Below are 22,675 nucleotides of genomic sequence, written 5' to 3' on the forward strand. Positions count from 1 at the left end.
TGGAGCGGTCGCGCATGCCCGCCTGTCCGTGTGCGCGGTAGCGGCCTGCCCAGCGCCTGGCGGTGCTCACGCTGGTCTGGAAGCGGTCGGCGGCGCGTCGGAGCGGCCAGCCGTCATCGACCACGCATCGGGCCAAGGCCAGGCGCCCGGCGGGTGTGAGGCGGGCGTTGGCGTGGGTAGTGTGAGCCACGGAGGGCCTCCTGACCTTCTACAGGTGTTGATCTTCGACAATCCACACCTATGTCGGAGGCCCTCTCTTGCTGTCAAATCGCCGCCGGGCTGTACCTAACCTCTGTGATCAGTACATCTAGCCCCCACAGCAAAGGCCACCACCCCGACGGTGTGGTGGCCTTCCCGTATGCCCCTCAGACCCGGAGGCGCATGGACTCGACCTCCTCGGCGGTCGGGGGGTCGGCGCCGGGGCGGGTGACGACGCAGGCCGCCGCCGCGGCGGCGTAGGACAGCAGCTCCGCCAGGACGTCGGCGTCCAGGGCGCCCAGGTCGGCGCCGCCGAGCAGGTCCGCGGCGTCCAGCCGCCACAGCAGCGCCCCCATGAAGGTGTCGCCCGCGCCGACCGTGTCGGCCACCTCCACCTCCGGCGCCGCGACCGCCACCCGCTCGGCCCGGGTGAGTGCGACCGCGCCGTCACCGCCCTTGGTCACCACGACCAGCCCCGGACCCAGGTCGAGCAGGGACCGCGCGGCCTCCTCCGTATCGGTGCCCGGGTACAGGTGGCCCAGGTCCTCATCGCTCACCTTGACCAGGTGGGACAGTCCCGCCAGCCGCTCGGTCCGCGCCCGGCTCCGCTCCAGCGGGTCGATGACCGCGGGCCGCATGTTGGGGTCGAAGCCGATGGTCACCCCGCCGCGCTCGCGCTCGCGGCGCAGCAGCGCCTCGACCGTGTCGGCGCCCGGCGCGCGCAGGGCCGCGATGGACCCGGTGTGCAGCGCCGTGATGGCGGGGTCGAGCCGTTCGGGGAGGTCGCCTTCCGTCCAGTTCCAATCGGCGGCGTCGCCCAAGCGGAAGTCGTAGGACGCCCCGCCGTCGGCGCCCACCGCCGCGATCGCCAGCGCCGTCGACTCCGCCGTGCGCACCAGGTGCCGCTCGTCGACGCCCTCGGTGCGCAGCCGGCGCAGTACCAGCTCGCCCATCGGGCCGCCGCCGGTGCGCGCCATCAGCGCCGTCGGCAGCCCCAGCCGTACCGCCGCGACGGCGATGTTGGCGGGCCCGCCCCCGGCCACCGCGCGGAACGCGTCGTCGCCCAGGGGCAGGAAGTCCACGACGTTCTCGCCGAGGACGGCCAGCCGCGGCGCGGTCGGGTTCGGGGTGCTCATAGGGCGGCTCCGTCGGCACGAAGGGCGGTCCGGACCGGGGCGCTCACAGGGCGGCCCCGTTGGCGCGGAGGGCGGTCGCCGCGGACGGGGCGGCGGGCAGCAGCGGCAGCAGCACCGCCTGGTAGGCGTGGTACAGGTCCGGCTTGCCCGCCCACACCGTGGCGGAGGGCGTGTTGTCCGGGGCCAGTTCGTGGTGCCAGCTTCCGCGCGCGGTGTCCACGAGGTACCGGCGCACATAGTCCCACAGGGTGCGGTACGCCTCCTCGTAGCGCTCCTCGCCGGTGCGGCGGCGCAGGGCGGCGGCGGTCATCAGGGCCTCCGCCGGGACCCAGTGCATGCGCTCGCGCACCACCGGGCGGTCGTCCCAGTCCAGTGTGTAGACGAACCCCGCGGCGCCGTCGACGTCCCAGCCGTGCGTGAGAGAGAGATCGAACAGCCGCTCGGCGTCCTCGACCAGCCAGCCCGGGGCCGCCTCGCCCAGCGACGCGTCGAGCGCGACGAGCAGCCGCGCCCACTCCAGCCAGTGGCCCACGGTGGAGCCGAACGGCCGGAACGGGTGGGCGGGCTGATCGCGGTTGTAGTCGAGCACCGGCTCCCAGCCGGCGGTGAAGTGCTCGGGCAGCCGCCACCCGTTGGCGGCCGTGATCCGGTGGATCAGCCGCTCGGCGATGCCCAGTGCCCGGTCCCGCCACACCGTGTCGCCGGTGGCGTCGGCGGCGGCGAGGAACGCCTCCACCAGGTGCATGTTGCTGTTGGCGCCCCGGTAGTCCTCGCACACGCTCCAGTCGCGGTCGTAGCCCTCCACGCTCAGCCCGGTGGCGGTGTCGAAGAAGTGCTGCTCCACGACGCCCAGCGCCTCCTCCAGCAGCGGCGCGGCACCGGGCCGGCCCGCCACCGTCGCCGACGCGGCGGCCAGGACGACGAACGCGTGGTCGTAGGCGCTCTTGCCGGTGGCGGCGGGTGCGGCGCCGGCGGCGTCGGTGCTGGAGAACCAGCCGCCGTGCTCGCTGTCGCGCAGCCGGCCGGTGAGGGCGGCCAGTCCGTTGTCGGCCAGGGGACCCGCACCCGGGATACCGCGCAGGTGCGCGAGCGAGTAGACGTGGGTCATCCGGGCGGTGATCCAGGTGTGCACGGCCGGATCGGCGCTGCGCCGCCCGTCGGCGTCCAGCCAGCCGAACCCGCCGCCGGGGAGGGCCGCGGCCATCCCGAAGTCGGTCAGCCGCAGCTCCTCGCGGTGCAGCCATGCGCGGTGGCCGGGCAGGTCCACCCAGGCATCGGTCATCTGAAGCTCCTTGCGTGGGAATCCCCGGTCTCGGCCGGGGAGGAGGAACGCGTCCTTGACTATCGCCGTGCGGCCTGCCGGCCGTGGCCCGCCGGTATCGGCCGCGCCGGTCCGGCGGTCCGCCGTGCGGGCGGGAAGCGGGGTCTGCGGGGCGTGGGTGAGGCCACTGGGCGCCACTCCGTCCTATGCCGTCGGTTCGGGGATGCGGGCCGTGAAGCGGCGGGATCACGCCCGCGAGGGCGGAGCCCCGCCGTGCACGGAGGGGGTCGGGGATGGCTCGGTCGGGTCCGCGCCCGCGCCCGCGCCCGGCGGACGGACGCGGGCCACCGCGATCGTAGCGCCGGGCCCCTCACCGGGCCCCGGCGCACCGCGCCCGGTGGCGCCCTGGAACCCCCGCACCCTGGTCGATGGCGAGCGCTTTTCGGATGCCGTGCGACCGCGACCGCGACCGCGGCCTCGTCGAGAACGAGAGCGCGGGGCGCGCGCGGGTGCGGGGCCGGCCCGCAGACGGCGGCGCCCTGTGGCCCCGCGCCCCGGGACCCCCGGCACCCACCCCCCCGGGGGGCCCGCCTCCCGCGCCGGTCCGCTGCGGGTGAGGGGCGGGTAAGGGGGCGGCGGGGTGGTGCGCGCACCACCCCTATTGGGGAACGCGTGCTCCTGACCGGACCGGCTCGCGTGGACAGAATCGTCGTATGCCCCGGCGGTCTCCGCTCACCGCCACCACCCGCCACGGCCACGAGGGCCGCTAGGAGGCGCCAGATGAACGCGCACGGAACCGTCCCCGCGCCCGGTTCGCCCGGCGCCCCCCTGTCGTCCGCGCCGGACGCCCCCGACCTCGTCCGCGGGCCGGTGGTGCGCCCCGGAGCGCTGTTGACGCTGGCCGCTCTGGCCGGGGTCCTCCTCACGCTCCTGGGCACCGGCCACACGCCGGGGCCGTGGTGGGCGTGGTTCCCCTTGACGATCGGGCTGGCCCTGCTCGCCGTGGGGACGCGGCTGTACGCCGCGCGCCCGCCCCTCGCGGTGGCCTCGGGCTGGATCCTGGCGGTCGGCGGCGCGTCGTCGGTGACGTCGGGTCTGCTGCTCCTCTACGGCGCGATGGACTACGGGTGGCCCGCCTACCTGATCGTGACCGGGGTGGCCGTGGCCGGGATGGGGATCGACCGGTTCGGCCGCTCCGGCCTGACCGGGCGGACCGGGACGGCCCGGTGGGGGCGCTCGATCACCGGCATGGTGAACCGCCTGCACATCGTGTGGGGCCTGGCGTGCGCCTTCCTCGGGGTCGTCTTCGCCCTGTGGTTCGGCGCCGGAATGACCCTCCTCGGCGCCTACGCCCCTGAGCAGTGGATCGGCTTCGCGATGATCGCCGCCGGGGCGCACGCCGCCCTCGAGGGCGTCCTCTTCTGGACCGGCCGCCGCACCCGCGAGATCCTGCTGTCGGCCCTCATGCTCAGCGTCGGCCTCGGAACGCTCGTGCAGGGCGCCGCTCTGGCCTCCCTGACCCTGTCCTGAGTGTGCCGCTGCGGCGTGCGGCCGCCCGGCCCATCCGTGTGATCCAGATAACATTCACCTGTTATCGTTGATTCATGGACGAGCGGCGATCACGTACCCGGCAGCGGATCGTGGAGGCCGCGGCGGCGCTGCTCGCCGAGGGCGGGCGCGACGCGGTGTCCACCCGCGCGGTGAGCAGCGCCGCCGGGGTGCAGGCACCCGCCATCTACCGCCTCTTCGGCGACAAGCAGGGCCTGCTCGACGCGGTCGCCGACCACGCCTTCACGGCCTACCTGGAGGCCAAGACCTCGCGGGAGCCGGCGGACGACCCCGTGGAGGACCTGCGGCGCGGCTGGGACGCGCACGTCGACTTCGGCCTGCGCAATCCGGCGTTCTACGCCCTGATGTACGGCGAACCCCGCTTCGGCGCGCAGCGGCCCGCCGCCCGTGAGGCCGCCCGGATCCTGCGCCGCCTGGTGGAGGCCGCGGCGCGGGAGGGGCGGCTGCGCGTGGAGGTCGAGGCGGCGGCCGGGATGATCCACGCCGCGTGCAGCGGGGTCACGCTGAGCCTGATCGCCGCCGGGCCCGCCGAGGGCGGCCCCGCGCTCTCCCGGCTCACCCGTGAAGCCGTCCTGATGGCCATCGCCACCGGCCCCGGGGCGACGGACACCGGGGAGCGCCGGACGGCCGCGCGGGCCGTCGCCATGAAGGCGGTCCTGCCTGAGGTGGGACCGGCACTGACCCCCGCCGAACACCGGCTGCTCGCCGAGTGGCTCGACAGGGTGGCGCGGGCCGACGTCCCGGAAGGCGGCCCGCCGGCCTGACCCCGGGACCCCGCGGAACGGGCGGTGTGAACGCACGCCGCCCCCTTCGGGGCGGCGCACCTCTCGTGCGGGCAGAGCAGTGCCGCCGGAGTCTCTCCTCTCCCGCGGCACGCCGCACGGTTCCGCTCGACAGCCGGAACGGCAAACGGCACCTGTTCAGGAGATCCGTAATCCATCGGAGTGGAAACCCGAAACAGGCGGAATTCTCCGCCCCTCTGACGTGGACAATCTATCGTGCGGGACGAAGACCACAACTTATGAACGCGAATAAACGCACGTCATCGATTTTCGACGGCCCTGGACGGGCGTAAACGACGTTCAACGGAGAACACCGCAGAGCGGACGTGAACCGGAAGAAACGCGCGCCACCTGATAAAACAGACGACTTCGGGCGCTGACCCACCGGCTCCTATTGCGCACCCGGAGCGATCAGGTACCGTCTGGCCAGCGGGTCGCACATCGGCCGGGTTCTCTCTCCATTGCCCGGCCGCGCGAGAATACGCGATCCCATTCCACTCGACATCCGATTCCCTGAGAACGAGGACATCGTGTTCCCCGAAACCACCTCCGGCGCCGGTCCCGCCCGGTCCGCCGCCTGTTCCGCCCGGATGGAGGCGCGATGAACGCTGCGGACTTATTGGACCCGACCGGCCCCAACGAGTCGATGCGGCGGTCTTTGCGGCCCACCGTCTACCGGGTGGCGCGCGATGCCCAGCCGCGCAATGTCCGACGGGGCCGCGACGGCCACTACTACGGCGAGGTGCGCCTGGTCGCCGAGACCGCCGAATCCGCGGACCCGCGGCACGGCGTTCGCGACGGCGGGGGCCAGCCGCCCCGGCCCCGGCCCCCCGCCGTGCGCGACATCGAAGGCCACGACCAGCGCCCCGATCCCATGCAGGCGACGACCATCGGCGCCTATGTGGGGGCCATGCGGGAACTCCAGGCGTGGGCCGATCTCTCCTACCGCGACCTTGAGCGGTTCTGCGGCGGTGTCTGCGCCTACAGCACCTTCTGGAAGGCGCTGCGCGACGACACCCGGCTGCCCAAGCTCGTCCTGGTCAACGCCCTGGTGGTCGCCTGCGGCGGGACCGAGGACGACTACCAGCGCTGGGCGACCGCCTGGCGCAGGATCAAGCGGGCCGACGCCCTCAAGGCGGCCGGCGCCGACCTCCCGCCCGGCGCCTGGTGACCCCCGCGCCCCTATCGGTGCCCGGCTCGCGGCCCGCCCCGGCGGGCGCGGCGGTGGCGGGCACCGATAGGGGCGGCGGACACGGCCGCCGCCGTCGCCGGCGGCCGGACGGGGCGGGCCCCCGGCGGCCGTCCACCACCCGGGCCCCGGGTTTCAGGGACGCAGCCGCACGGGGAGGGTCTTCCAGCCGCGCGCGTGCGTGCGATCGACCTGGGGGAGAGCGGGCAGCGATCCCCGCGTGATCCCCGGGAAGTGGGCCAGGAACCGGGCGAGCATGACCTGCGCCTCCAGCCGGGCCAGCTGGTCGCCGATGCAGTGGTGCTGCCCGGGCGCGAACGACACATGGGCGGGCGCGTCGCCGCGGGTGAACCGGTCGATCCGGAAGACGTCGGGCTCGGTGAACACCCGCGGATCGCGGTTGGCCGCGGGGATGGCCTGGACGACCGGGGTCCCCCGGGGCACGTCGTGCCCGCCCAGTTCGACATCGCGGAGCGCGACCCGGCAGGTCATGTGCAGCGGGGGCGCGAAGCGCAGGACCTCCTCGACCGCGGCGCCGAGGCGCCCGGGCTCATCGGCCAGCCGGGTCCGCACGTCGGGCAGGTCCAGCAGCAGGTTGACGGCGTTGCCCAGCAGGTTCGAGGTCGCGTCGTTGCCGGCCGTCAGGATCAGGACGAGCTGGGCCAGGACATCGGGGTCGCCATCGGCGTGGGCGGGGGCGAACTCCGGACTGCGCGCGAGCGCGGAGATCAGGTCCGTCCCCGGGACGCGCCGCCGTGCGCGCAGTGCGGCGCGCAGGTAGTCGACGAGCTCGTTCGCGGGCGCGACCTCGGGCGGGCTGGGCCGTCCCGACACCGGGCAGGGCGGCGTGGCGGATGCGGACAGCAGCGCCTGGCACCAGGAACGGAAGCGGTCGCGGTCGGCGGGGTCGATTCCGAGGATCCGCGCGCTCACCGCTATGGGCACCTCGGCGGCGACCTCGCGCATGAACTCGATCTCGGTGTGGCCGCGCAGGAAGATCCGTGCGATGACGTCGTCGGACGCGTGCCGTACGCACCCGTGGACGCGCTCGGCGGCCGGGCCGGCGAAGGCCGTCTTGAGCGCCCGCCGCAGCCGCTTGTGCTCCGCGCCGTCGCGGAAGACGGCCTGGCGCGACCAGATGTCGACGAACCGGCGCTGTTCGGGATCGGCGGGGTCGTGCACGGCGGCGGAGGTCGACCGGAAGTCCGCGGCACCGAAGGTCTCGGGGGAGTGGTGGATGCGGGTGATGTCGGCGTGCCGGAAGCACAGGTAGGCGCCGCGGGTGCCGATGCCATCGAAGAAGTGCACGCCGGTCCCGGACTCCCGCAGGCGTTCGTAGAGCGGCCAGGGGTCCTCGTGCCCCCGCAGCAGGCGTTCGATCAGATCGTCCACTGCGGCCGCCCGCCGGTGCGGAGGGGCGGGGCGGGCAGGGGGCGCGCGGCCGCGCGCCCAAGTGCCGGGTGGGGAGGGGATCCGGCCGCCACGTCGCCTCGTGGGCGGCGCGCCACCCGACGCGTCATACTAGTGCTCCTCTGCGGCAGCGGACGGGAGTGTTCCGGTCGTCTCCGATGTCCCTGGCTGTGCGAGGCATTCTCCAGCATGGAAGAATGTTTTTCAATACGTATTGAAATATCTCGCCCGCCGCTTTCCGATCACGACGCGTGCGGGCGGGGCCGGGCCGGATATGGGGGCCGAAGGCGTGCAGGGGGACACGGGTGGAAACGACATTGCCAGATCCTGGGACCGTCGGCCACGGGAACGGCGCAAACCGGCCACGCGGGAGAAGATCCTGCGCGCCGCGGAGGAATTCCTGGAGGGCGGCGGATCGCTGGCCGATCTGACCCTCACCGGGATCGCCCGCGAGGTCGGGGTGCACCAGGCGAGCCTCTACTACTACTTCGGCGACAAGTACGAGCTCATCGCCGAACTGATGAACATCCGCAACCTGCTCGCCGAGGCGCAGGAGCCGCAGGAGGGGGAGGACTTCGCCGCCTTCTTCGAGCGCCACTTCGACGCACTGCTGGCGCAGTGGGCCACGCAGCCGCGCATCGTGCAGGCGGGGGTCGACCTCATCGTGGCCGATCCCCGGTACCTCGCCGAATGGAGGCGGTACATGGAGTCGTGGGTCCCGCCGATGGCACGGGTCGCGCGCGCCGACCCCCGGTACAGCCCCGCCGCCCACCAAAGCGATCTGGAGGAGGTCCTCACGGTCTTCATGTGGACCGTCGAGCGCAACTGCTACATGCTCTTCACCGTCCCGCCGTGGCCCGACCGGGCCCGGATCGCACGGCGCAAGGAGGCCCTCCTCCAGTCCCTCCTCGCGTCCCTCGGCTACCCGGCCGCGCCCGCGCCGGGCGGCCCGGACCCGTCCCGGGGGGCGGCCACCGGAGAGTGAGCCGCCCCGCCCCAGGGCACCGGGTGGCCGGGCCCGATCGCGCGTCGGCGCCGGGACGCTCCGCCACCTCCGTACGGGCCGGAGAACACGCGGGTCAGGGGGCGGGCGCCCGAGCCGATGGGGTAGAACGTCAGTCATGACCGAAACGACCGACACCATGCCCGGCTGGCTCTCCGACGGGGAGCTGGAGGCCGCCCGCGGCCGGATGCCGATCCTCTACATCAACGCCGTCCCGGTGCGAGTGGACGAATCCGGCACCGTGACGAGTGTCGGCCTGCTCCTGCGCGTCGGGCCGGACGGGTCGATCAGCAGGGCGCTGGTCGCGGGGCGCGTGCTCTACCACGAGCGCGTCCGCGACGCGCTGCTGCGCCACCTCGAAAAGGACCTGGGGCCGGTGGCGCTGCCGCGCATTCCGGCCTCCCCTCAGCCCTTCACCGTCGCGGAGTACTTCCCCACGCCCGGGGTGACCCCGTTCCACGACCCGCGCCAGCACGCGGTGTCGCTGGCCTACATCGTGCCGGTCTCAGGCGACTGCCAGCCGCGCCAAGACGCCCTGGACCTGGTGTGGTTCACTCCGGAGGAGGCGGCGGGCCCCGACGTGCAGCAGGAGATGACCGGCGGCCAGGGCGCACTCCTGCGCCAGGCACTGGCCCACGTCGGCCGCCTGGAGTAGGCGCCCGCACGGTCGGCGGACACGTCGTCGATCGGTTAGGCTTGCCTAACCGGATCGGGCAACCGGAACCGACGAGCGAAGAAGGCGGGACGCATGGCCGAGCAGCCGGCACGCGCGAAACGACGGGTCCACCGCGGGCGGGTGCTGCACGCGTCGTCCGTGACCCCGCACATGATCAGGGTCGTCCTCGGCGGCGACGGGCTGACGGGGTTCCAGGCGGGCGAGTACACCGACCACTACGTCAAGCTCCTCTTCCCGGTCCCCGGGGTCGCCTACCCCGAGCCCTTCGACATGGAGGCGATCCGGCGCGAGCTCCCGCGCGACCAGTGGCCGCGCACGCGCACCTACACCGTCCGCGCCTGGGACCCCGACAGCCGCGAGCTGACCATCGATTTCGTGCACCACGGCGACCGCGGCCTGGCCGGCCCGTGGGCGGCCGGCGCCCGCCCCGGCGACGAGATCCTGTTCCTGGGGCCCGGCGGCGGTTACGCCCCGGCCGCCGACGCCCATTGGCACCTCCTGGTCGGCGACGAGAGCGCGCTGCCCGCCATCGCCGCATCGGTGGAGCGGCTCCCGGCGGGGGCGCCCGCCCATGTGGTCGTCGAGGTCGCCGACGCCGCTGAGGAGCAGAAGCTGGCCGCGCACGACGGCGTCACGGTGCACTGGGTCCACCGCGGCGGCCGGCGCGTGGGGGAGGCACTGGTCGAGCGCGTGCGCGGCCTGGAGGCGCCGGAGGGCGCCGTCCACGCGTTCGTCCACGGCGAGGCCCACTTCGTCAAGGACCTGCGCCGCTTCCTGCGCATCGAGCGCCAGGTGCCGCGGGAGAACCTCTCCATCTCGGGCTATTGGCGCACGGGTACCGACGAGGACGGCTGGCAGTCGTCCAAGGCGGAATGGAACAGCAGGGTGGAAGCGGAGGAGTCGGCGGCCCTCGGCGCGTCCTGACCGGCCCCCGCTCCTGCCGCCGGTGCGCCCGCCGAGGCGTCGGCGAACCGGGAGCGGCCCGGGCGATCCCGCCGCCGGCTTGGTGCGCCGCCGGTCCTTTTTTGGCGAAGGCCGGGATCCCGCACCGCCGTTGAATCGGTCATAAGGGAACAAATTCTCCGACACTCCAAGCCGACATCCTTCGGGAGCCTTGGCCACCATCCGCCACCACATGGGCGATGGCGGCCCGAACGGCCCTTTCCGGGACGATGCCCCCGCGTCACCGCGGCCGGGCCGGCGCTTGGGGTGGCGTCCCCTTGTGGTGTCGCTTAGAGGGGTTTGACCCCTTCGGAATGCCTGCTGCGCAAGGGATCCGGTGGTCGTCGGACGTTCCCCGGAAGGTTGTTCCCGGGACGTGCGGGGTTCTCCTTGCTCCGGTGATGTCGGGTGTGCCTATGGTGCTTTCCCCATGGAGAGGCAGGGTGCGCATGGTCGCGTGCAGAACCGCCGGAGCCGTCGGATCCACCGGAACAGGTGACAGGCGCAGGAGGGGCGCACCGCTCCCGGCGTCGCGGCTCATCGCGCTCACTCTGGGAACGCTGCTCGCGGCCGCCGCCGTGGCGCCCGGCGCCGCCGCCGCGTCCGCCACCGACCCCGGAGGCCCCGGTGCGGCGCGCCCCGGGGCCGCGGCCGACGGCTACGCGGGCACCTCGGGCGACGGCTACGCCCCCGAGGAGGCGCTTCCGCTGGCCGACCTCATGGACAACACCGGGATCGCCCCCGCCGACGACCCCTCGGCCGCCGACCTCGACGGCAGCGGGCGCGGCCTGACCGCCGGGTCGCTCGCGGCGGCCGGCTGGGGGCCCGGGCAGCCCATCACCCTGAACGGAACCCGGCTGACCTGGCCCGATTCCGGACCCGGCGAACCCGACAATGTCGTCGCCGACGGCCAGCGGGTGCTCGTGGAGGGCAGCGGGGACGCGCTGACCCTCATCGCCACCGCCACCGGGGGCGACGCCACCGGATCCGGGACCGTCCACTACGCGGACGGCGGCACCGCCCCGCTCGCCCTGGCCGTCCCCGACTGGTCCACCGGGCCCCACCCGGCCAAGGCCGTGCAGCTTCCGGTCAGCAGCACGCCGCAGGGCGAGACGGCGTCGCCCGTCCGGCTCTACACGGTCACCGCCCCGATCGACGCGGACCGCGAGGTCGCGTATGTGGCCCTGCCGCGCGCGTCGGGCGCGGCGCGCATCCACGTCTTCGCGCTGGCACTGCGCGAACCCGCCGGCGACTGGACCGGAAGCTGGTCGGCGAGCACGTCCGGCTACGCGCGCGTCGGACCGTGGCAGGACCAGACCGTGCGCCTGGCCGTGCACGGCAGCGCCGGCGGCCCGGCCGCCCGGGTCCGGCTGGACAACACCTTCGCCGCCGCGCCCGTGGACATCGGGCGGGCGACCATCGCGCTGCGCGCGAACGGCGCCGCCACCGCGGGCCGCCCCGTTCCCCTGACCTTCGGCGGCGATGGGTCGGCGCGGATCCCCGCCGGCGGCCAGATCGTCAGCGACAGCGCCCGCCTGCGCATCCCCGAAGGGGCCGACCTGCTGATCAGCCTGCACCTGCCGGGGCCCGTCGAGGCCGCGCCGGTGCACACGGCCGCCACCGGCACCAACTACATCACCGACCCGGGCGCGGGCGACGCCACCGGCGATTCCGGCGCGGGCGCGTTCACCGGCACCATCGCCACTTGGCCCTTCCTCACCGGAGTCGACGTCCAGGGGACCACGGGGTCGGTCGTCGCCCTCGGCGACTCCATCACCGACGGTGTCGGCTCCACCCCCGACGCCAACGTGCGCTGGCCCGATGTGCTCGCCGCGCGGCTGCGCGACCAGGACGAGGTGCCCCGGTACGGCGTCCTCAACCAGGGGATCTCCGCCAACCGCATCGTGACCCACCACTACTCGGGCGACGGCGTCAGCACCGCCACCGGCGGCGTCAGCGCGCAGGCCCGGCTCGACCGCGACGTGCTCGCGCAGACGGGCGCGCGCACCGTGGTCGTCTTCGAGGGGATCAACGACGTCCGGCACGGTACCGGCGCCGATGAGGTCAACGCGGCCCTCACCGACATCGCCACGCGCGCGCGGGCGCAGGGGCTGCGCGTCATCGCCGCCACCGTCGCGCCGTGCATGGGCTGGCGCGACTGCACCCCGGCGGTGGAGGAGCGGCGGCAGGGGGTCAACGCCTTCATCCGGGCCAACGGCGGAGAGGGCGGGGTGTTCGACGCGGTGCTGGACTTCGACGCCGTCCTGCGCGATCCCGCCGACCCCGCGCGGCTGCTGCCCGCCTACGACTCCGGCGACCACCTGCACCCCGGTGACGCCGGGCTGCGCGCGGCGGCCGAGTCCATCGACCTCGGCGTCCTGGTCCCGCCCGACCTCGCCGCCTGACCGCGGTCCGCCGGCCCCGTGCCCGCCGCGCGGCGGGCACGGGGCCGGCGGCGGGCACGCCGCCGCTCCGCCGGCGGTCGCGGCCGCGGAGCGCGCCGTCCCGCCGGGGTCAGCGGACGCCGAAGAGGTGGTCGGTGGCCAGCTGGTCCAGGCGTTCGAAGTGGTAGGCGCGTTCGCCCACCGCGTCGAGGTCCATCCGCTCGGCCAGCAGGTCCGCCAGCGACTCCCCGGGGGCCAGGGTGGGCCGGGCGAGCTCGGGGACCCGGGACGCCTCCAGCGCGGCGGCCACGTCGGGGTCGGCGCGGAAGGCGGCGGCCTTCTCCTTGAGGATCAGGTAGTTGCGCATGCAGCCGGCCGCGGACTCCCACACCCCGTTCATGTCCTCGGTCCGCGGCGGCTTGAAGTCGAAGTGGCGCGGCCCCTCGTACCCCGCGGTCTCCAGCAGGTCGACGAGGAAGAACGCCTCCTTGACGTCGCCCGCGCCGAACCGCAGGTCCTGGTCGTACTTGACGCCGCGCTGGCCGTTGAGGTCGATGTGGAACAGCTTGCCGTGCCACAGCGCCTGCGCGACCCCGTGGGCGAAGTTCAGCCCGGCCATCTGCTCGTGCCCGACCTCGGGGTTCACCCCCACCATCTCGGGGTGCTCCAGTTCGTTGATGAAGGCCAGCGCGTGCCCGACGGTGGGCAGCAGCACGTCGCCGCGCGGCTCGTTGGGCTTGGGCTCCAAGGCGAAGCGGAGGTCGTAGCCGCGGTCGCGGACGTAGCCGCACAGCAGGTCGAACGCCTCGCGCAGCCGGTCGAGCGCGGCGCGTTCGTCCTTGCCCGCCTCGGTCTCCGCGCCGTCCTGCCCGCCCCAGCAGACGAACGTGCGCGCCCCCATCTCGGCCGCCAGGTCGATGTTGCGCAGGACCTTGCGGATGGCGTAGCGCCGCACGTCGCGGCTGTTGGAGGTGAACCCGCCGTCGCGGAACACCGGGTGACTGAAGAGGTTGGTGGTGACCATGGGGACGATGAGCCCGGTGTCGTCCAGCGCGGAGCGGAACCGCTTCAGCACCGCGGCGCGTTCGGCGGCGGAGCTGCCGGGCGCGATGAGGTCGTCGTCGTGGAACGTGATGCCGTAGGCGCCCAGGTCGGCGAGGCGGCGGACGGCTTCGGCGCCGTCGAGCGGGGGGCGGACGGCGGCGCCGAAGGTGTTGACGCCGCGCCAGCCCACCGTCCACAGGCCGAAGCTGAACTTGTCCTCGGGGACGGGCTGGTAGTCGCTCATGACTGGCTCGCTCATTCTGCTCGTCGGTCGGCGGTACCCGCGGGGCCGGCCGCCGTGCCCGGCGATGGGGAGGGCCGTTGCCACGGGTGCGGCTCGGAGCAACGAGGGCGGCGGCGCGGACGGGATTAGTTTGGTTTTCGTACGAACTAAAAGTCAATAGGCTGGGCGCCCTGGCCGGACGGCCGGAGGAGGCGGGGCGCGATGGACACCGGGGACGACGCCAAGTCCGGCCAGCGCGCGGTGCGCAACGGCAACCTCGCCCTGATCCTGCGCCGCGTGCGCAGGTCGGCACCCTGCTCACGCGCCGACGTCGCCGCGGCCACCGGCCTGACCAAGTCCACGGTCTCCAGCATCGTGGGCGAGCTGATCGAGCGCGGCCTGCTCCGCGAGACCGGTGCCGCCTCCGGCGAGCGCCGGGTCGGCCGCCCGGGGGTGATGCTGGAGGTCGACCCGCGGTCCGTCGCCGCCATCGGCCTGGAGGTCAACGTCGACTACCTGACCGTCGTCGCCGTCGACCTCGTCGAACGCGAGCTGTTCGCCCGCCATGCCGACTTCGACGCCGCGGGCGCCGGCCCCGAGACGGGCGTGCGCCGCCTGGCGGACCTCATCGCCTCGGCCTGCGCCGACCCGCTGCTCGCCGGGCGCGTTGTCGTGGGGGCGGGCATCGCGGTCCCGGGCCTGGTCGACGCGGCATCCGGGACCGTCACCCGCGCGCCCAACCTGCGCTGGCGCGACCTGCCGCTGCGCGGGCTGCTCGCCGCCGAGCTGGACCGGCGCGGCCGGACCGGGGTGCCGGTCGCGGTCGACAACGACGCCAACCTCGCCGTGGTCGCCGAGTACCGCGGCGGCCACCTCGCCGGAACCCCCGGCCTGGTGTACATCACGGGGGAGGTGGGGATCGGCGCGGGCGTCCTGGTCGACGGACGCCCGCTGCGCGGCACCCGCGGCTACGGCGGCGAGATCGGGCACATGCCGCTCACCCGCGGCGGTCCGCTGTGCGGCTGCGGGCGCCGCGGCTGCCTGGAGGCGCTGGCCGGGATCGCCGCGATCCTCCGCCGCACGGCCCCCGGCCTGCTCCCGGGCGGTTCCCCGGGCGGGGCGGCGATCGCCCGCGCGGTCCGGGAGACCGCCGACCGCGCTGGTGCCGGTGATGCGGAAGTGCTCACGGTCCTGGCCGACGCGGGGGACTGGCTCGGCCGCGGCGCGGCCGTCCTCGCCAACCTGCTCGACCCCCGGGCGGTGATCCTGGGCGGCTACTTCGTGCCGCTCGCACCCTGGCTGCTCCCCGCGTGCGAGGCCGCGCTGACCACCCACGTCCTTGCTCCGCCGCAGGTCGAACCGCTGATGCACACGTCGACGCTGGGGCTGAACGCCGCGGCCCGCGGCGCGGCCGCCGCCCTGCTCGCCGATCTCGACCGGGGGCGGCTGCCCTTCCCTCCGCTCGGAGCGCGCTCAAGGGCCGGTCGAGTGCCCGGCCGAGGCGGTTCCCAAACCCCGGACGTCGCGCCGGTCACAGGCTCCGACCAGGGGCTATGGCCGTAGAACGCGATCTACGATGCGAGAACACCGTCCGGTGCAGCTCCCCCCGCGAGAGGACACCTGTATGCACTTGGAGTCATGCCGGGAACTCAAGCGAACCCTCTTCGACAGCCCCACCCCGCTCACCGCCGCCGTCGACATCCCGTGGCTGGGACTCGGGATCACCCTCACCCCGTCGGGGGAGTACTCCCTGGCCGTGCGGGTCGCCGAGGCCGGCCCGGCCGCCGCCGTGCTGAGCAGGATCACCGCCGAGGCCCGCGACGAGGTCGACATCGTCGAGGTCGGCCACATCCGCGCCCTCAGTTCGCCCACCCCGGAGGACCTCCAGGGCCGGCACCGCCCGCTGGTCCCGGGCGTCTCGGTCGGCCACCCCGCTATCACCGCCGGCACCCTCGGCGCGTTCGCCGTCGTCGACGGCGCGGTGCACATCCTGTCCAACAACCACGTCCTGGGCGACAGCGGTGCCGCGCAGGTCGGCGACGCCGCGCTCCAGCCGGGGAGTGCCGACGGCGGCGCCGACCCCGGCGACGCGGTCGCCCGCCTCACCGCCATGGCGCCGCTGTCCGACGACCAGCCCAATGTGGTCGACGCGGCGATCGCCCGGCTCGACGACGGGATCGGCGACGACCCCGCGGCCTACCCCGACGGCCCCATCGCCGGCGTCACGCCGTGGCCGCCGACCGAGACCGATGTGAGCAAGGTCGGCCGCACCACCGCCCACACCAGCGGCCGGATCACCGCGTTCGAGGTCGACGGCCTCCAGGTCGACTTCGGCGGGCGCGTGCTCACCTTCGACGACCAGGTCGAGATCTCCGGCTCCGGCGGCGCGTTCAGCGACGGCGGCGACTCCGGCTCGCTGATCTGGACGACGGAGGGCCGGCTCGCCGTGGGCCTGCTCTTCGCGGGCAGCTCCTCGGGCGGCCCCGACGGGACCGGGCTGACCTTCGCCAACCCGATTCAGCGGGTGCTCGACGCGTTCGGTGCCCAGCTGGTGGAATCCGAGGCATGAGCGATTACCGGTACGCGCAGGAGGCCAAGCGCCGGGTGCGCGAGCAGTACGGAGCCGACCCCCGTGTCCTGGGGGTCGGTGTCCGGGTGGACGACGGAGACGGCTACGCGGTCGAGGTCCTGCTGGAGCGCGCCCTCGACGACACCCCTCCGGAGGTGTGCCCGGCGGAGGTGGGCGGCGACCGCCAGGACGTGCCCGTCCACTGGCGCGTCACCGGCCCGATCACGCCGTTGTGAGCCGGGGTGGCCCGGGCCGCGCCGGCCCGGGCCTGCCCGGACACGACCGCGGCCGGTCCCGCCCCGGGCATCGGGGCGGGACCGGCCGGGTACCGCGCAAGGGCGCCGGACAGCGGGGAGGTCCGGCGCGGCGGCGGGCCCGAACGGGCCGATCAGCTCAGGTCGTCGAGGATCCGGTGCAGGTAGCGCGGGGTCTCCGACGCCGGCGCCGCCTCAAGGCAGAGCCGGTCCATGACCGCCATGTAGTCGTCGGTCTCCTCGGGCTTGTCGAAGTACAGCGAGCTCGTCAGCTGTTCCAGGTAGACGACGTCGGGCAGGTCGGCGCCGGTGAAGCGGAGGATGCTGAACGGCCCGCCCGCCGCGGCGTGCCCGCCCTTGTTGAAGGGGACGATCTGCAGGGTGACGTTGGGCAGTGTCGCCATCTCGATCAGGTGCTCGATCTGCGCCCGCATGGCGCTCACGCCGCCCAGCGGCCGGCGCAGCGCGGCCTCGTCGACGACCGCCCACACCCGCGGCGCTTCGGGGCCGGTCAGCCGCTGCTGCCGGGTCATCCGCAGGTTGACCCGGCGGTCGACCTCCTCGGCCGGGGCCTTGCCGTGCGCGAGCATGATGACGGCGCGGGCGTACTCCTCGGACTGGAGGAGTCCGGGGATGAACTGGATCTCATAGGTCCGGATGATCGCGGCGGCCTCCTCCAGGCCGACGTAGACCTCGAACCATGAGGGCAGCACATCGCTGTACTTGTGCCACCAGCCCGGAGTGTTGGCCTGGCGGGCCAGTGTGAGCAGGGTGTGGCGGTCGTCGGGGTCGGTGACCCCGTACAGGGTCAGCAGGTCGGCGACGTCGCGTTCCTTGAAGCTGACCTGCCCCAATTCCAGCCGGCTGATCTTCGCGTGCGACGCGCGGATCTCATATCCCGCGTCCTCACGGGAAATGCCCTTGCCCGTGCGCAGCCGGCGCAGCTGGGTGCCCAGCAGAATGCGCAGCACTGTCGGGCCGCCCCGTGATTGGGCGAGTAAGTTCGCGGGTGGCGAGTCGCCGTCCGGCCGCGCAATCTCCATGTGCCCTCCCCAGGCATCCGAATCGTGGCCAGTGAATCAGAACAACACGGTTTGCTGCAATTGCTCCTGCACGCGCATTTTCCGCGTATATGGGGTGTTACCGCTGGTCGCGCCTTTTCACGTGCGTTCCGGTGCGGTGGGTGCCCCGGCCGTTCGGCGCGGTTGCGCACCGTCTGCGACCGGCCTCCTCCGCTCCGTGCGGAGGCGAGTGCCGCCGTGTGGCTCGCGGGCCCGCCTTCGGCGCCGGACCCCGCCGCAGTGTCTCACAGGGTCTCCGGAAGTATCTCGGACATCCGCCATCCGTGTGGGGGTCGGATGCGGATGATGCGGGGCCCGGCGGATCGGTCGGCCCGCAGTGGCGAGGTGGCACCACGGGCCCTGCGGGTGAACGGCGGTTCTGCTATTCGGCGTCGACGAGGTTGTCGAACTCGCCGCGCTTCGCGCCCTGGACGAAGGCCGTGATCTCAGCGGGGGTGTAGATCAGGGCGGGGCCGTTCGGATGCCGTGAGTTGCGCAGCGCGATCGCGCCGTCGGCGAGCCTGGCCACCTCGACGCAGTTGCCACTGGGGTTGCTGAGCGTGCTCTTGCGCCACACCGCTCCCCGCAGAGTGCTCGCGGGGATGCCGTTGTAGGCGTGCTGCATCTGTCCTCCTATCGGGCTATCGAGCCGGGACGCAAGATCATCCGCGACTGGCCGCAGACTACAGGATGCACGTGCATCTGTGTTTGCATCGGTCCTTGCGTTTGTAAAATACGTGATCCACCATGAAAGCTGCCAAGTGTGTGATCTTCGGACAAGTAGGACGTTGGTGCACGAGTTGGTCGATAGGACTCTGGGGATCGAGTGGTGATCGGCGCGGGGGTCGGCCGCGGTCGGCCGCGCTGGGGTCCGGTCGTCCTTAAGCACCGGGGTGACGTGGTCGAATGTGGGCGCGGGATCGAGTGCGACGCCGTACGGCGCTGGCCGGTTGGCTTAAGTTTTCATAACAAAGAGGCCGGAGGAGGACAGGAGCCCCAGTACTCACTAGACTGCGTTTTGCACATGCATTCGTGCTTACGTCTGTAAGTAACGAGAGAAAAGGGTGCAAGTGACCCCAAACGGTGCAAGTAGCCCAACAGTGCAAGGAACACGATGACTGCGCACTCTGCCTACTTCAGAGCCGACGGCCCGTTCCTCCAGGCGAATGGCCTCCGGACGTCTCTGCGGCCCGGCCGCGGGGACGAGACGCGCGGCTGGCGCGGGCTGCCCGTGGCGCCGTTACCGGTGGGCGGCCACTTCATCCGCTCGGCCAGCGCGGTCCGCGGCCTGGGGTTCCACCCGGCCTCGGTCAAGGACGCCCGCGACTTCGCCGCCACGGTCCTCGGCGGCTGGGGCCTGCTCGGGCTCTCCTCCGACATCCGGCTGGTGGCGTCGGAACTGGTGACCAACGCCTGCCGGCACGCGGCGCCCTCGGTCGCGGGGATGCTGGCCGACTGGTCGATCCAGTTCGGCCTGACCCGCGCGGCGTCGTCGGTGACCTGCATGGTGTTCGACCCCAGCAGGCGGGCCCCGGTCATGGGCGACCCCGGCGACCTCCACGAGGGAGGACGCGGACTCCGCCTCATCGAGTGCTACAGCGCGAACTGGGGCTGGGACGTCCTCGACGGGCAGGGCAAGGTGGTCTGGGCGACGTTCGCCATCCCCGGCGCGTCCTGAGGGGCACCACTCCGCCCGCGCCCGTCCTTCCGGGGCGCCGCCGCCCCAATGGGGCGGCGGCGCCCGCATGCGTATTCCGCGCGGGTCAGCCGGCGCCGCCCGCCCGGTCGGTGCTCAGGTAGGCGGCGAACTCCTCCAGGGAGATGAGGCCGTCGCCGCTGCTGTCCAGCCGCGCGACGGCTTCGGCGGCCTGCTCATCGGTGACCTCGTCGCCCAGGGCCTTCATCAGTGCGACGAGCTCGGTCGCTGAGATGCGCCCGTCGCCGTCGGTGTCGACCAGGTTGAATGTCGCCGCGTACTCGGTGGTCTCGGCCAAGATGTCACGCTTCCTCGTGATTAGGCGGGATCCTCCGGCTGGGGCCGGAGTCATCGCACGATACCGGCGCGATCCCCCCATGCGCAGACCGGGCGGTGCTCCCGCGCCACCTGCGTAGATGAAGAAGCTCTCATCTTCGTTTCATGCCCGGTCACGGGTCCGTCGTGGATCCTCGGGGTATGAGACCGCTCCACCGCATCGCCCTGCTCGGCGCCGTCGTGGTCGCCGTGCTGGCCGCGGCCGTCCTCGCCTGGGCGGCGGGGCGCGACACCACGCCGCCGCGCCCGCCCGACCGGGTCGTCGTGGGCGAATCCCCCGCGCCCGGCACGCCTTCGCCCGCGCCCTCGGACGGCGCCGGCCCCGATCCGTCGGCCGCCCCCTCTCCCTCCGCGGACGACGATGACGACGACGTCGTCGCGCCTCCGCCCGCCGTCGGCGATGACGACGACGATGATGATGACGACGACGGGGACGACGACGATGACTGACGGCGCCCACCCCCGGGACCCGGGCACGGGCCCGCCCGGCCCCCACGACATCACGGTGCCCCTCACCCGGCCGGGCCGCGACACCGTCCCGCTCGACCCGGCCACCGACCCCGACCCCGCCTCCGCCCCCGAACCCGGGGACGGCCCCGCCCCCGACGACCGACCGGCCGGGGACGCCCCCGAGCCCGCGGTCCGCGGGCGCGTCCCCGCGCGCGTGCGGATCATGGTGTGGGTCGTCCTGCTGATGGCCGGCGTCCTCGCACTCGTGAACATCGTCACCTGGCAGGCCCTGCGCACCGACGTCGACACCCGCATCGACCGCGCGCTCACCCAGGAGGTCGGCGAGGCCCGCGACTTCGCCGCCATCGGCATCGACCCCGCCACCCGCCGCGCCTTCACCGACGTCGACGGCCTCCTCCGGGCCCACCTGAGCGGCCAGCACCCCGATCGCAGCGAGATCCTCTTCGGCCACGTCGACAGCGCCCCCGGCGCCGACGTGCCCACCGGCCGCGTCCGCCAGGGCCAGGAGCCGCTGTTCGACGCCTCCGCCGACCCCGGCGTCCGCGCCGCCATCCTGGACTCACCCCAGGCGCGCGGCGAGGCCGACACCCCGCGGGGGCCGCTGCGCTGGGAGAAGCTGCGGGTGGACCCGCCCGAGGGCTCCGCCAACCCCGGCGGCTGGTTCGTCATCGGCTACTTCGTCGATGCCGACGTCGACGAGGTCAACGACACCGTGCGCACGCTCGTCCTGGTCAGCCTCGCCGGGCTCGCCCTGACCGGGGGCGCCGCGTGGTGGGTGGCCGGCCGCATCCTGGCGCCCATCCGCCTCGTCCGCCAGACCGCCGCGCAGATCACCGAGGAGGACCTCACCCGCCGCATCGACGTCCCGGGCAACGACGACGTCGCGGCGCTGGCCGAGCAGTTCAACCTCATGCTGGACCGCCTGGAGGACGCCTTCTCCGCGCAGCGCAGGTTCGTCGACGACGCCAGCCACGAACTGCGCACCCCCATCACCATCGTGCGCGGCCACCTGGAGCTCATGGGCGACGACCCCGAGGAGCGGCGCGAGGTGGTCCGCCTCGTCACCGACGAACTGGACCGCATGGCCCGCATCGTCGAGGACCTGCTGCTGCTGGCCAAGGCGCAGCGACCCGACTTCCTGCGCCCCGAGCGCGTCCCGCTCGCCGAGCTGACCAGCGACGTCGACGCCAAGGTCCGCGCGCTCGGCGACCGCGCCTGGCGGCTCGACGCCATCGGCGAGGGCGACGTCCACGTCGACCCCCAGCGCGTCACCCAGGCCATGGTCCAGCTCGCCTCCAACGCGGTGCGCCACACCGCCCCGGGCGACGTCATCGCCATCGGCTCGGGGATGGCCGCCGACGGGCACACGGCCTCCTTCTGGGTCGCCGACTCCGGTCCGGGTATCGCTCCCGAGGACCGCGAGCGGATCTTCGAGCGGTTCTCCCGCGGCTCCGGCGCCGGCGGGCCCGGCGACCGGGCCGGCGCCGGGCTGGGACTGGCCATCGTGCGCGCCATCACCGACGCCCACCACGGCACCGTCTCCGTGCGCTCGGCCCCGGGCGAGGGGGCCGAATTCGTGCTGACCTTCCCCACCGATGCGAGGAGCGCGCAACAGTGACCAGCATCCTGATCGTCGAGGACGAGGACCGCATCGCCTCGTTCGTGCGCAAGGGGCTGACCGCCAACGGCTTCGCCACCACCGTGGTCACCTCGGGCCGCGACGCCGTCGACTACGCCCTCACCGGCGGGTTCGACCTCATGGTGCTCGACCTGGGGCTCCCCGACGAGGACGGGTTCAGCGTGCTGCGCCGGATGCGCGAGATGGGCGCCGACCTGCCGGTCGTCATCCTCACCGCCCGCGACGGGGTGCGCGACACCGTGACCGGGCTGGAGATCGGCGCCGACGACTACATGACCAAGCCGTTCCGCTTCGAGGAGCTGCTGGCGCGCATCCGGCTGCGGCTGCGCTCCGACCGCGGGGGCGACACCACCGTGCTGCGCGCCGGCGGCCTCGCCCTGGACCTGCGCACCCGGCGGGCCTCCACCGGGGCGGGCACCATCGACCTCACCGCCCGTGAATTCGCGCTGCTGGAGATGTTCCTGCGCCACCACGACCAGGTGCTGTCCCGCCAGCAGATCCTGTCGCAGGTGTGGGGCTACGACTACGACCCCGGCTCCAACGTCGTGGACGTCTACATCCGCACGCTGCGCAAGAAGATCGGCGGACGCTACATCGAGACGGTGCGCGGGATGGGCTACCGGCTGGCGGGCTGACCGGCCGGCCCCGTCCCCCGCATCGGGGGGCGCGGCCCCTCGCGTGCGGCATGCTCGGCCGCGCCGCCCGCGCCGAGCGCCCCGCGAGGGCCGCCGTCCACCGGCTCCCGGACCGGCGACGGTCAGGGAGCCGGCGGACCGCCCGATCGTGCCGGGCCGCCGCCAGGCCCGGCACGGTCCGGGTGATGAAGAGTTCT

22 protein-coding genes are annotated in these 22,675 nt (G+C 73.7%); 14 read left to right on the plus strand and 8 right to left on the minus strand.

The window, feature by feature from the left end; translation table 11 throughout:
- The 3 genes from ACFO4E_RS11620 to ACFO4E_RS11630 all read right to left on the minus strand — a co-directional run.
- The coding region (locus ACFO4E_RS11620) for a helix-turn-helix domain-containing protein (RefSeq protein WP_378573794.1) at window positions 1–190 on the minus strand (190 nt) is incomplete at its 3' end.
- Window positions 191–365: 175 nt separating this feature from the next.
- Window positions 366–1,334 (minus strand): carbohydrate kinase family protein, encoded by a 969-nt coding sequence (locus ACFO4E_RS11625; protein ID WP_378573796.1) that lies wholly within the window; start codon window positions 1,332–1,334, stop codon window positions 366–368.
- A gap of 43 nt (window positions 1,335–1,377) precedes the next feature.
- On the minus strand, window positions 1,378–2,616 hold the full coding sequence (locus ACFO4E_RS11630; RefSeq protein ID WP_378573798.1) for an AGE family epimerase/isomerase: 1,239 nt from the start codon (window positions 2,614–2,616) through the stop codon (window positions 1,378–1,380).
- Window positions 2,617–3,375: 759 nt separating this feature from the next.
- Here ACFO4E_RS11630 and ACFO4E_RS11635 point away from each other — a divergent pair.
- The 3 genes from ACFO4E_RS11635 (at window position 3,376) to ACFO4E_RS11645 (ending at window position 6,117) form a co-directional block, all read left to right on the plus strand.
- Window positions 3,376–4,125 (plus strand): hypothetical protein, encoded by a 750-nt coding sequence (locus tag ACFO4E_RS11635; RefSeq protein ID WP_378573800.1) that lies wholly within the window; start codon window positions 3,376–3,378, stop codon window positions 4,123–4,125.
- Between the two features lie 74 nt (window positions 4,126–4,199).
- Entirely contained in the window at window positions 4,200–4,928 is a 729-nt protein-coding gene (locus ACFO4E_RS11640; RefSeq protein WP_378573802.1) for a TetR/AcrR family transcriptional regulator, read from the plus strand.
- A gap of 619 nt (window positions 4,929–5,547) precedes the next feature.
- On the plus strand, window positions 5,548–6,117 hold the full coding sequence (locus tag ACFO4E_RS11645; RefSeq protein ID WP_378573803.1) for a hypothetical protein: 570 nt from the start codon (window positions 5,548–5,550) through the stop codon (window positions 6,115–6,117).
- A 153-nt stretch (window positions 6,118–6,270) separates the two neighbouring features.
- Here the strand turns inward: ACFO4E_RS11645 and ACFO4E_RS11650 are convergent, their stop codons facing one another.
- Entirely contained in the window at window positions 6,271–7,527 is a 1,257-nt protein-coding gene (locus ACFO4E_RS11650; protein ID WP_378573805.1) for a cytochrome P450, read from the minus strand.
- Window positions 7,528–7,834: 307 nt separating this feature from the next.
- Here ACFO4E_RS11650 and ACFO4E_RS11655 point away from each other — a divergent pair, with 307 nt between their 5' ends.
- From ACFO4E_RS11655 to ACFO4E_RS11670, 4 genes are all read left to right on the plus strand, one after another.
- Window positions 7,835–8,530, plus strand: coding sequence for a TetR/AcrR family transcriptional regulator (locus tag ACFO4E_RS11655; protein ID WP_378573807.1), 696 nt, complete (start codon window positions 7,835–7,837; stop codon window positions 8,528–8,530).
- 136 nt (window positions 8,531–8,666) lie between these two features.
- On the plus strand, window positions 8,667–9,203 hold the full coding sequence (locus tag ACFO4E_RS11660) for an NUDIX hydrolase family protein (RefSeq protein ID WP_378573809.1): 537 nt from the start codon (window positions 8,667–8,669) through the stop codon (window positions 9,201–9,203).
- Window positions 9,204–9,296: 93 nt separating this feature from the next.
- Complete coding sequence (locus ACFO4E_RS11665) at window positions 9,297–10,148, plus strand: siderophore-interacting protein (protein WP_378573810.1); 852 nt, start codon at window positions 9,297–9,299, stop codon at window positions 10,146–10,148.
- 467 nt (window positions 10,149–10,615) lie between these two features.
- The gene (locus tag ACFO4E_RS11670) at window positions 10,616–12,571 is read left to right on the plus strand and encodes an SGNH/GDSL hydrolase family protein (RefSeq protein WP_378573812.1); all 1,956 of its coding nucleotides are present in this window, start codon (window positions 10,616–10,618) and stop codon (window positions 12,569–12,571) included.
- Between the two features lie 109 nt (window positions 12,572–12,680).
- On the opposite strand, the gene xylA is transcribed toward ACFO4E_RS11670, so the two are convergent.
- Window positions 12,681–13,838, minus strand: a complete 1,158-nt coding sequence (xylA, locus tag ACFO4E_RS11675; protein ID WP_378573813.1) for a xylose isomerase — start codon at window positions 13,836–13,838, stop codon at window positions 12,681–12,683.
- 201 nt (window positions 13,839–14,039) lie between these two features.
- Between xylA and ACFO4E_RS11680 the strand changes: the two genes are divergently transcribed.
- The 3 genes from ACFO4E_RS11680 (at window position 14,040) to ACFO4E_RS11690 (ending at window position 16,622) form a co-directional block, all read left to right on the plus strand.
- A complete protein-coding gene (locus ACFO4E_RS11680; RefSeq protein WP_378573814.1) occupies window positions 14,040–15,380 on the plus strand; it encodes an ROK family protein in 1,341 nt (446 codons plus the stop codon).
- Window positions 15,381–15,441: 61 nt separating this feature from the next.
- Window positions 15,442–16,386 carry a chymotrypsin family serine protease gene (locus tag ACFO4E_RS11685; RefSeq protein WP_378573815.1) on the plus strand — a complete coding sequence of 315 codons (945 nt, stop codon included), beginning with the start codon at window positions 15,442–15,444 and terminating at the stop codon, window positions 16,384–16,386.
- Complete coding sequence (locus ACFO4E_RS11690) at window positions 16,383–16,622, plus strand: hypothetical protein (RefSeq protein WP_378573817.1); 240 nt, start codon at window positions 16,383–16,385, stop codon at window positions 16,620–16,622. The genes ACFO4E_RS11685 and ACFO4E_RS11690 overlap by 4 nt, the downstream gene beginning before the upstream one ends.
- A 152-nt stretch (window positions 16,623–16,774) precedes the next feature.
- On the opposite strand, the gene ACFO4E_RS11695 is transcribed toward ACFO4E_RS11690, so the two are convergent.
- Both ACFO4E_RS11695 and ACFO4E_RS11700 read right to left on the minus strand, forming a co-directional pair.
- Complete coding sequence (locus ACFO4E_RS11695) at window positions 16,775–17,683, minus strand: helix-turn-helix domain-containing protein (RefSeq protein WP_378573818.1); 909 nt, start codon at window positions 17,681–17,683, stop codon at window positions 16,775–16,777.
- Between the two features lie 400 nt (window positions 17,684–18,083).
- Window positions 18,084–18,326, minus strand: a complete 243-nt coding sequence (locus tag ACFO4E_RS11700; RefSeq protein WP_378573820.1) for a DUF397 domain-containing protein — start codon at window positions 18,324–18,326, stop codon at window positions 18,084–18,086.
- A gap of 489 nt (window positions 18,327–18,815) precedes the next feature.
- On the opposite strand from ACFO4E_RS11700, the gene ACFO4E_RS11705 reads away from it, so the two are divergent.
- Window positions 18,816–19,379, plus strand: a complete 564-nt coding sequence (locus ACFO4E_RS11705; protein ID WP_378573822.1) for an ATP-binding protein — start codon at window positions 18,816–18,818, stop codon at window positions 19,377–19,379.
- An 85-nt stretch (window positions 19,380–19,464) separates the two neighbouring features.
- Here the strand turns inward: ACFO4E_RS11705 and ACFO4E_RS11710 are convergent, their stop codons facing one another.
- Window positions 19,465–19,695, minus strand: coding sequence for an EF-hand domain-containing protein (locus tag ACFO4E_RS11710; protein ID WP_378573823.1), 231 nt, complete (start codon window positions 19,693–19,695; stop codon window positions 19,465–19,467).
- A gap of 179 nt (window positions 19,696–19,874) precedes the next feature.
- Between ACFO4E_RS11710 and ACFO4E_RS11715 the strand changes: the two genes are divergently transcribed.
- Genes ACFO4E_RS11715 through ACFO4E_RS11725 form a run of 3 tightly spaced genes read left to right on the plus strand, consistent with a single transcriptional unit; the run spans window position 19,875 to window position 22,478 of the window.
- Window positions 19,875–20,183 (plus strand): hypothetical protein, encoded by a 309-nt coding sequence (locus tag ACFO4E_RS11715; RefSeq protein WP_378573825.1) that lies wholly within the window; start codon window positions 19,875–19,877, stop codon window positions 20,181–20,183.
- A complete protein-coding gene (locus tag ACFO4E_RS11720; protein WP_378573827.1) occupies window positions 20,176–21,822 on the plus strand; it encodes a sensor histidine kinase in 1,647 nt (548 codons plus the stop codon). Before ACFO4E_RS11715 ends, ACFO4E_RS11720 begins: the two co-directional genes overlap by 8 nt.
- Entirely contained in the window at window positions 21,819–22,478 is a 660-nt protein-coding gene (locus ACFO4E_RS11725; protein ID WP_378573828.1) for a response regulator transcription factor, read from the plus strand. Before ACFO4E_RS11720 ends, ACFO4E_RS11725 begins: the two co-directional genes overlap by 4 nt.
- Window positions 22,479–22,675 lie beyond the last annotated feature (197 nt).

The organism is Nocardiopsis mangrovi (assembly GCF_042653925.1).
Lineage (GTDB): Bacteria > Actinomycetota > Actinomycetes > Streptosporangiales > Streptosporangiaceae > Nocardiopsis_B > Nocardiopsis_B mangrovi.

Coding starts and splice junctions, on each gene's coding strand:
- ACFO4E_RS11625 (WP_378573796.1), bottom strand. CDS start 1,334: ATGAGCACCCCGAACCCGACCGCGCCGCGGCTGGCCGTCCTCGGCGAG.
- ACFO4E_RS11630 (WP_378573798.1), bottom strand. CDS start 2,616: ATGACCGATGCCTGGGTGGACCTGCCCGGCCACCGCGCATGGCTGCAC.
- ACFO4E_RS11635 (WP_378573800.1), top strand. CDS start 3,376: ATGAACGCGCACGGAACCGTCCCCGCGCCCGGTTCGCCCGGCGCCCCC.
- ACFO4E_RS11640 (WP_378573802.1), top strand. CDS start 4,200: ATGGACGAGCGGCGATCACGTACCCGGCAGCGGATCGTGGAGGCCGCG.
- ACFO4E_RS11645 (WP_378573803.1), top strand. CDS start 5,548: ATGAACGCTGCGGACTTATTGGACCCGACCGGCCCCAACGAGTCGATG.
- ACFO4E_RS11660 (WP_378573809.1), top strand. CDS start 8,667: ATGACCGAAACGACCGACACCATGCCCGGCTGGCTCTCCGACGGGGAG.
- ACFO4E_RS11665 (WP_378573810.1), top strand. CDS start 9,297: ATGGCCGAGCAGCCGGCACGCGCGAAACGACGGGTCCACCGCGGGCGG.
- ACFO4E_RS11670 (WP_378573812.1), top strand. CDS start 10,616: ATGGTCGCGTGCAGAACCGCCGGAGCCGTCGGATCCACCGGAACAGGT.
- xylA (WP_378573813.1), bottom strand. CDS start 13,838: ATGAGCGACTACCAGCCCGTCCCCGAGGACAAGTTCAGCTTCGGCCTG.
- ACFO4E_RS11680 (WP_378573814.1), top strand. CDS start 14,040: ATGGACACCGGGGACGACGCCAAGTCCGGCCAGCGCGCGGTGCGCAAC.
- ACFO4E_RS11685 (WP_378573815.1), top strand. CDS start 15,442: ATGCACTTGGAGTCATGCCGGGAACTCAAGCGAACCCTCTTCGACAGC.
- ACFO4E_RS11690 (WP_378573817.1), top strand. CDS start 16,383: ATGAGCGATTACCGGTACGCGCAGGAGGCCAAGCGCCGGGTGCGCGAG.
- ACFO4E_RS11695 (WP_378573818.1), bottom strand. CDS start 17,683: ATGGAGATTGCGCGGCCGGACGGCGACTCGCCACCCGCGAACTTACTC.
- ACFO4E_RS11700 (WP_378573820.1), bottom strand. CDS start 18,326: ATGCAGCACGCCTACAACGGCATCCCCGCGAGCACTCTGCGGGGAGCG.
- ACFO4E_RS11705 (WP_378573822.1), top strand. CDS start 18,816: ATGACTGCGCACTCTGCCTACTTCAGAGCCGACGGCCCGTTCCTCCAG.
- ACFO4E_RS11715 (WP_378573825.1), top strand. CDS start 19,875: ATGAGACCGCTCCACCGCATCGCCCTGCTCGGCGCCGTCGTGGTCGCC.
- ACFO4E_RS11720 (WP_378573827.1), top strand. CDS start 20,176: ATGACTGACGGCGCCCACCCCCGGGACCCGGGCACGGGCCCGCCCGGC.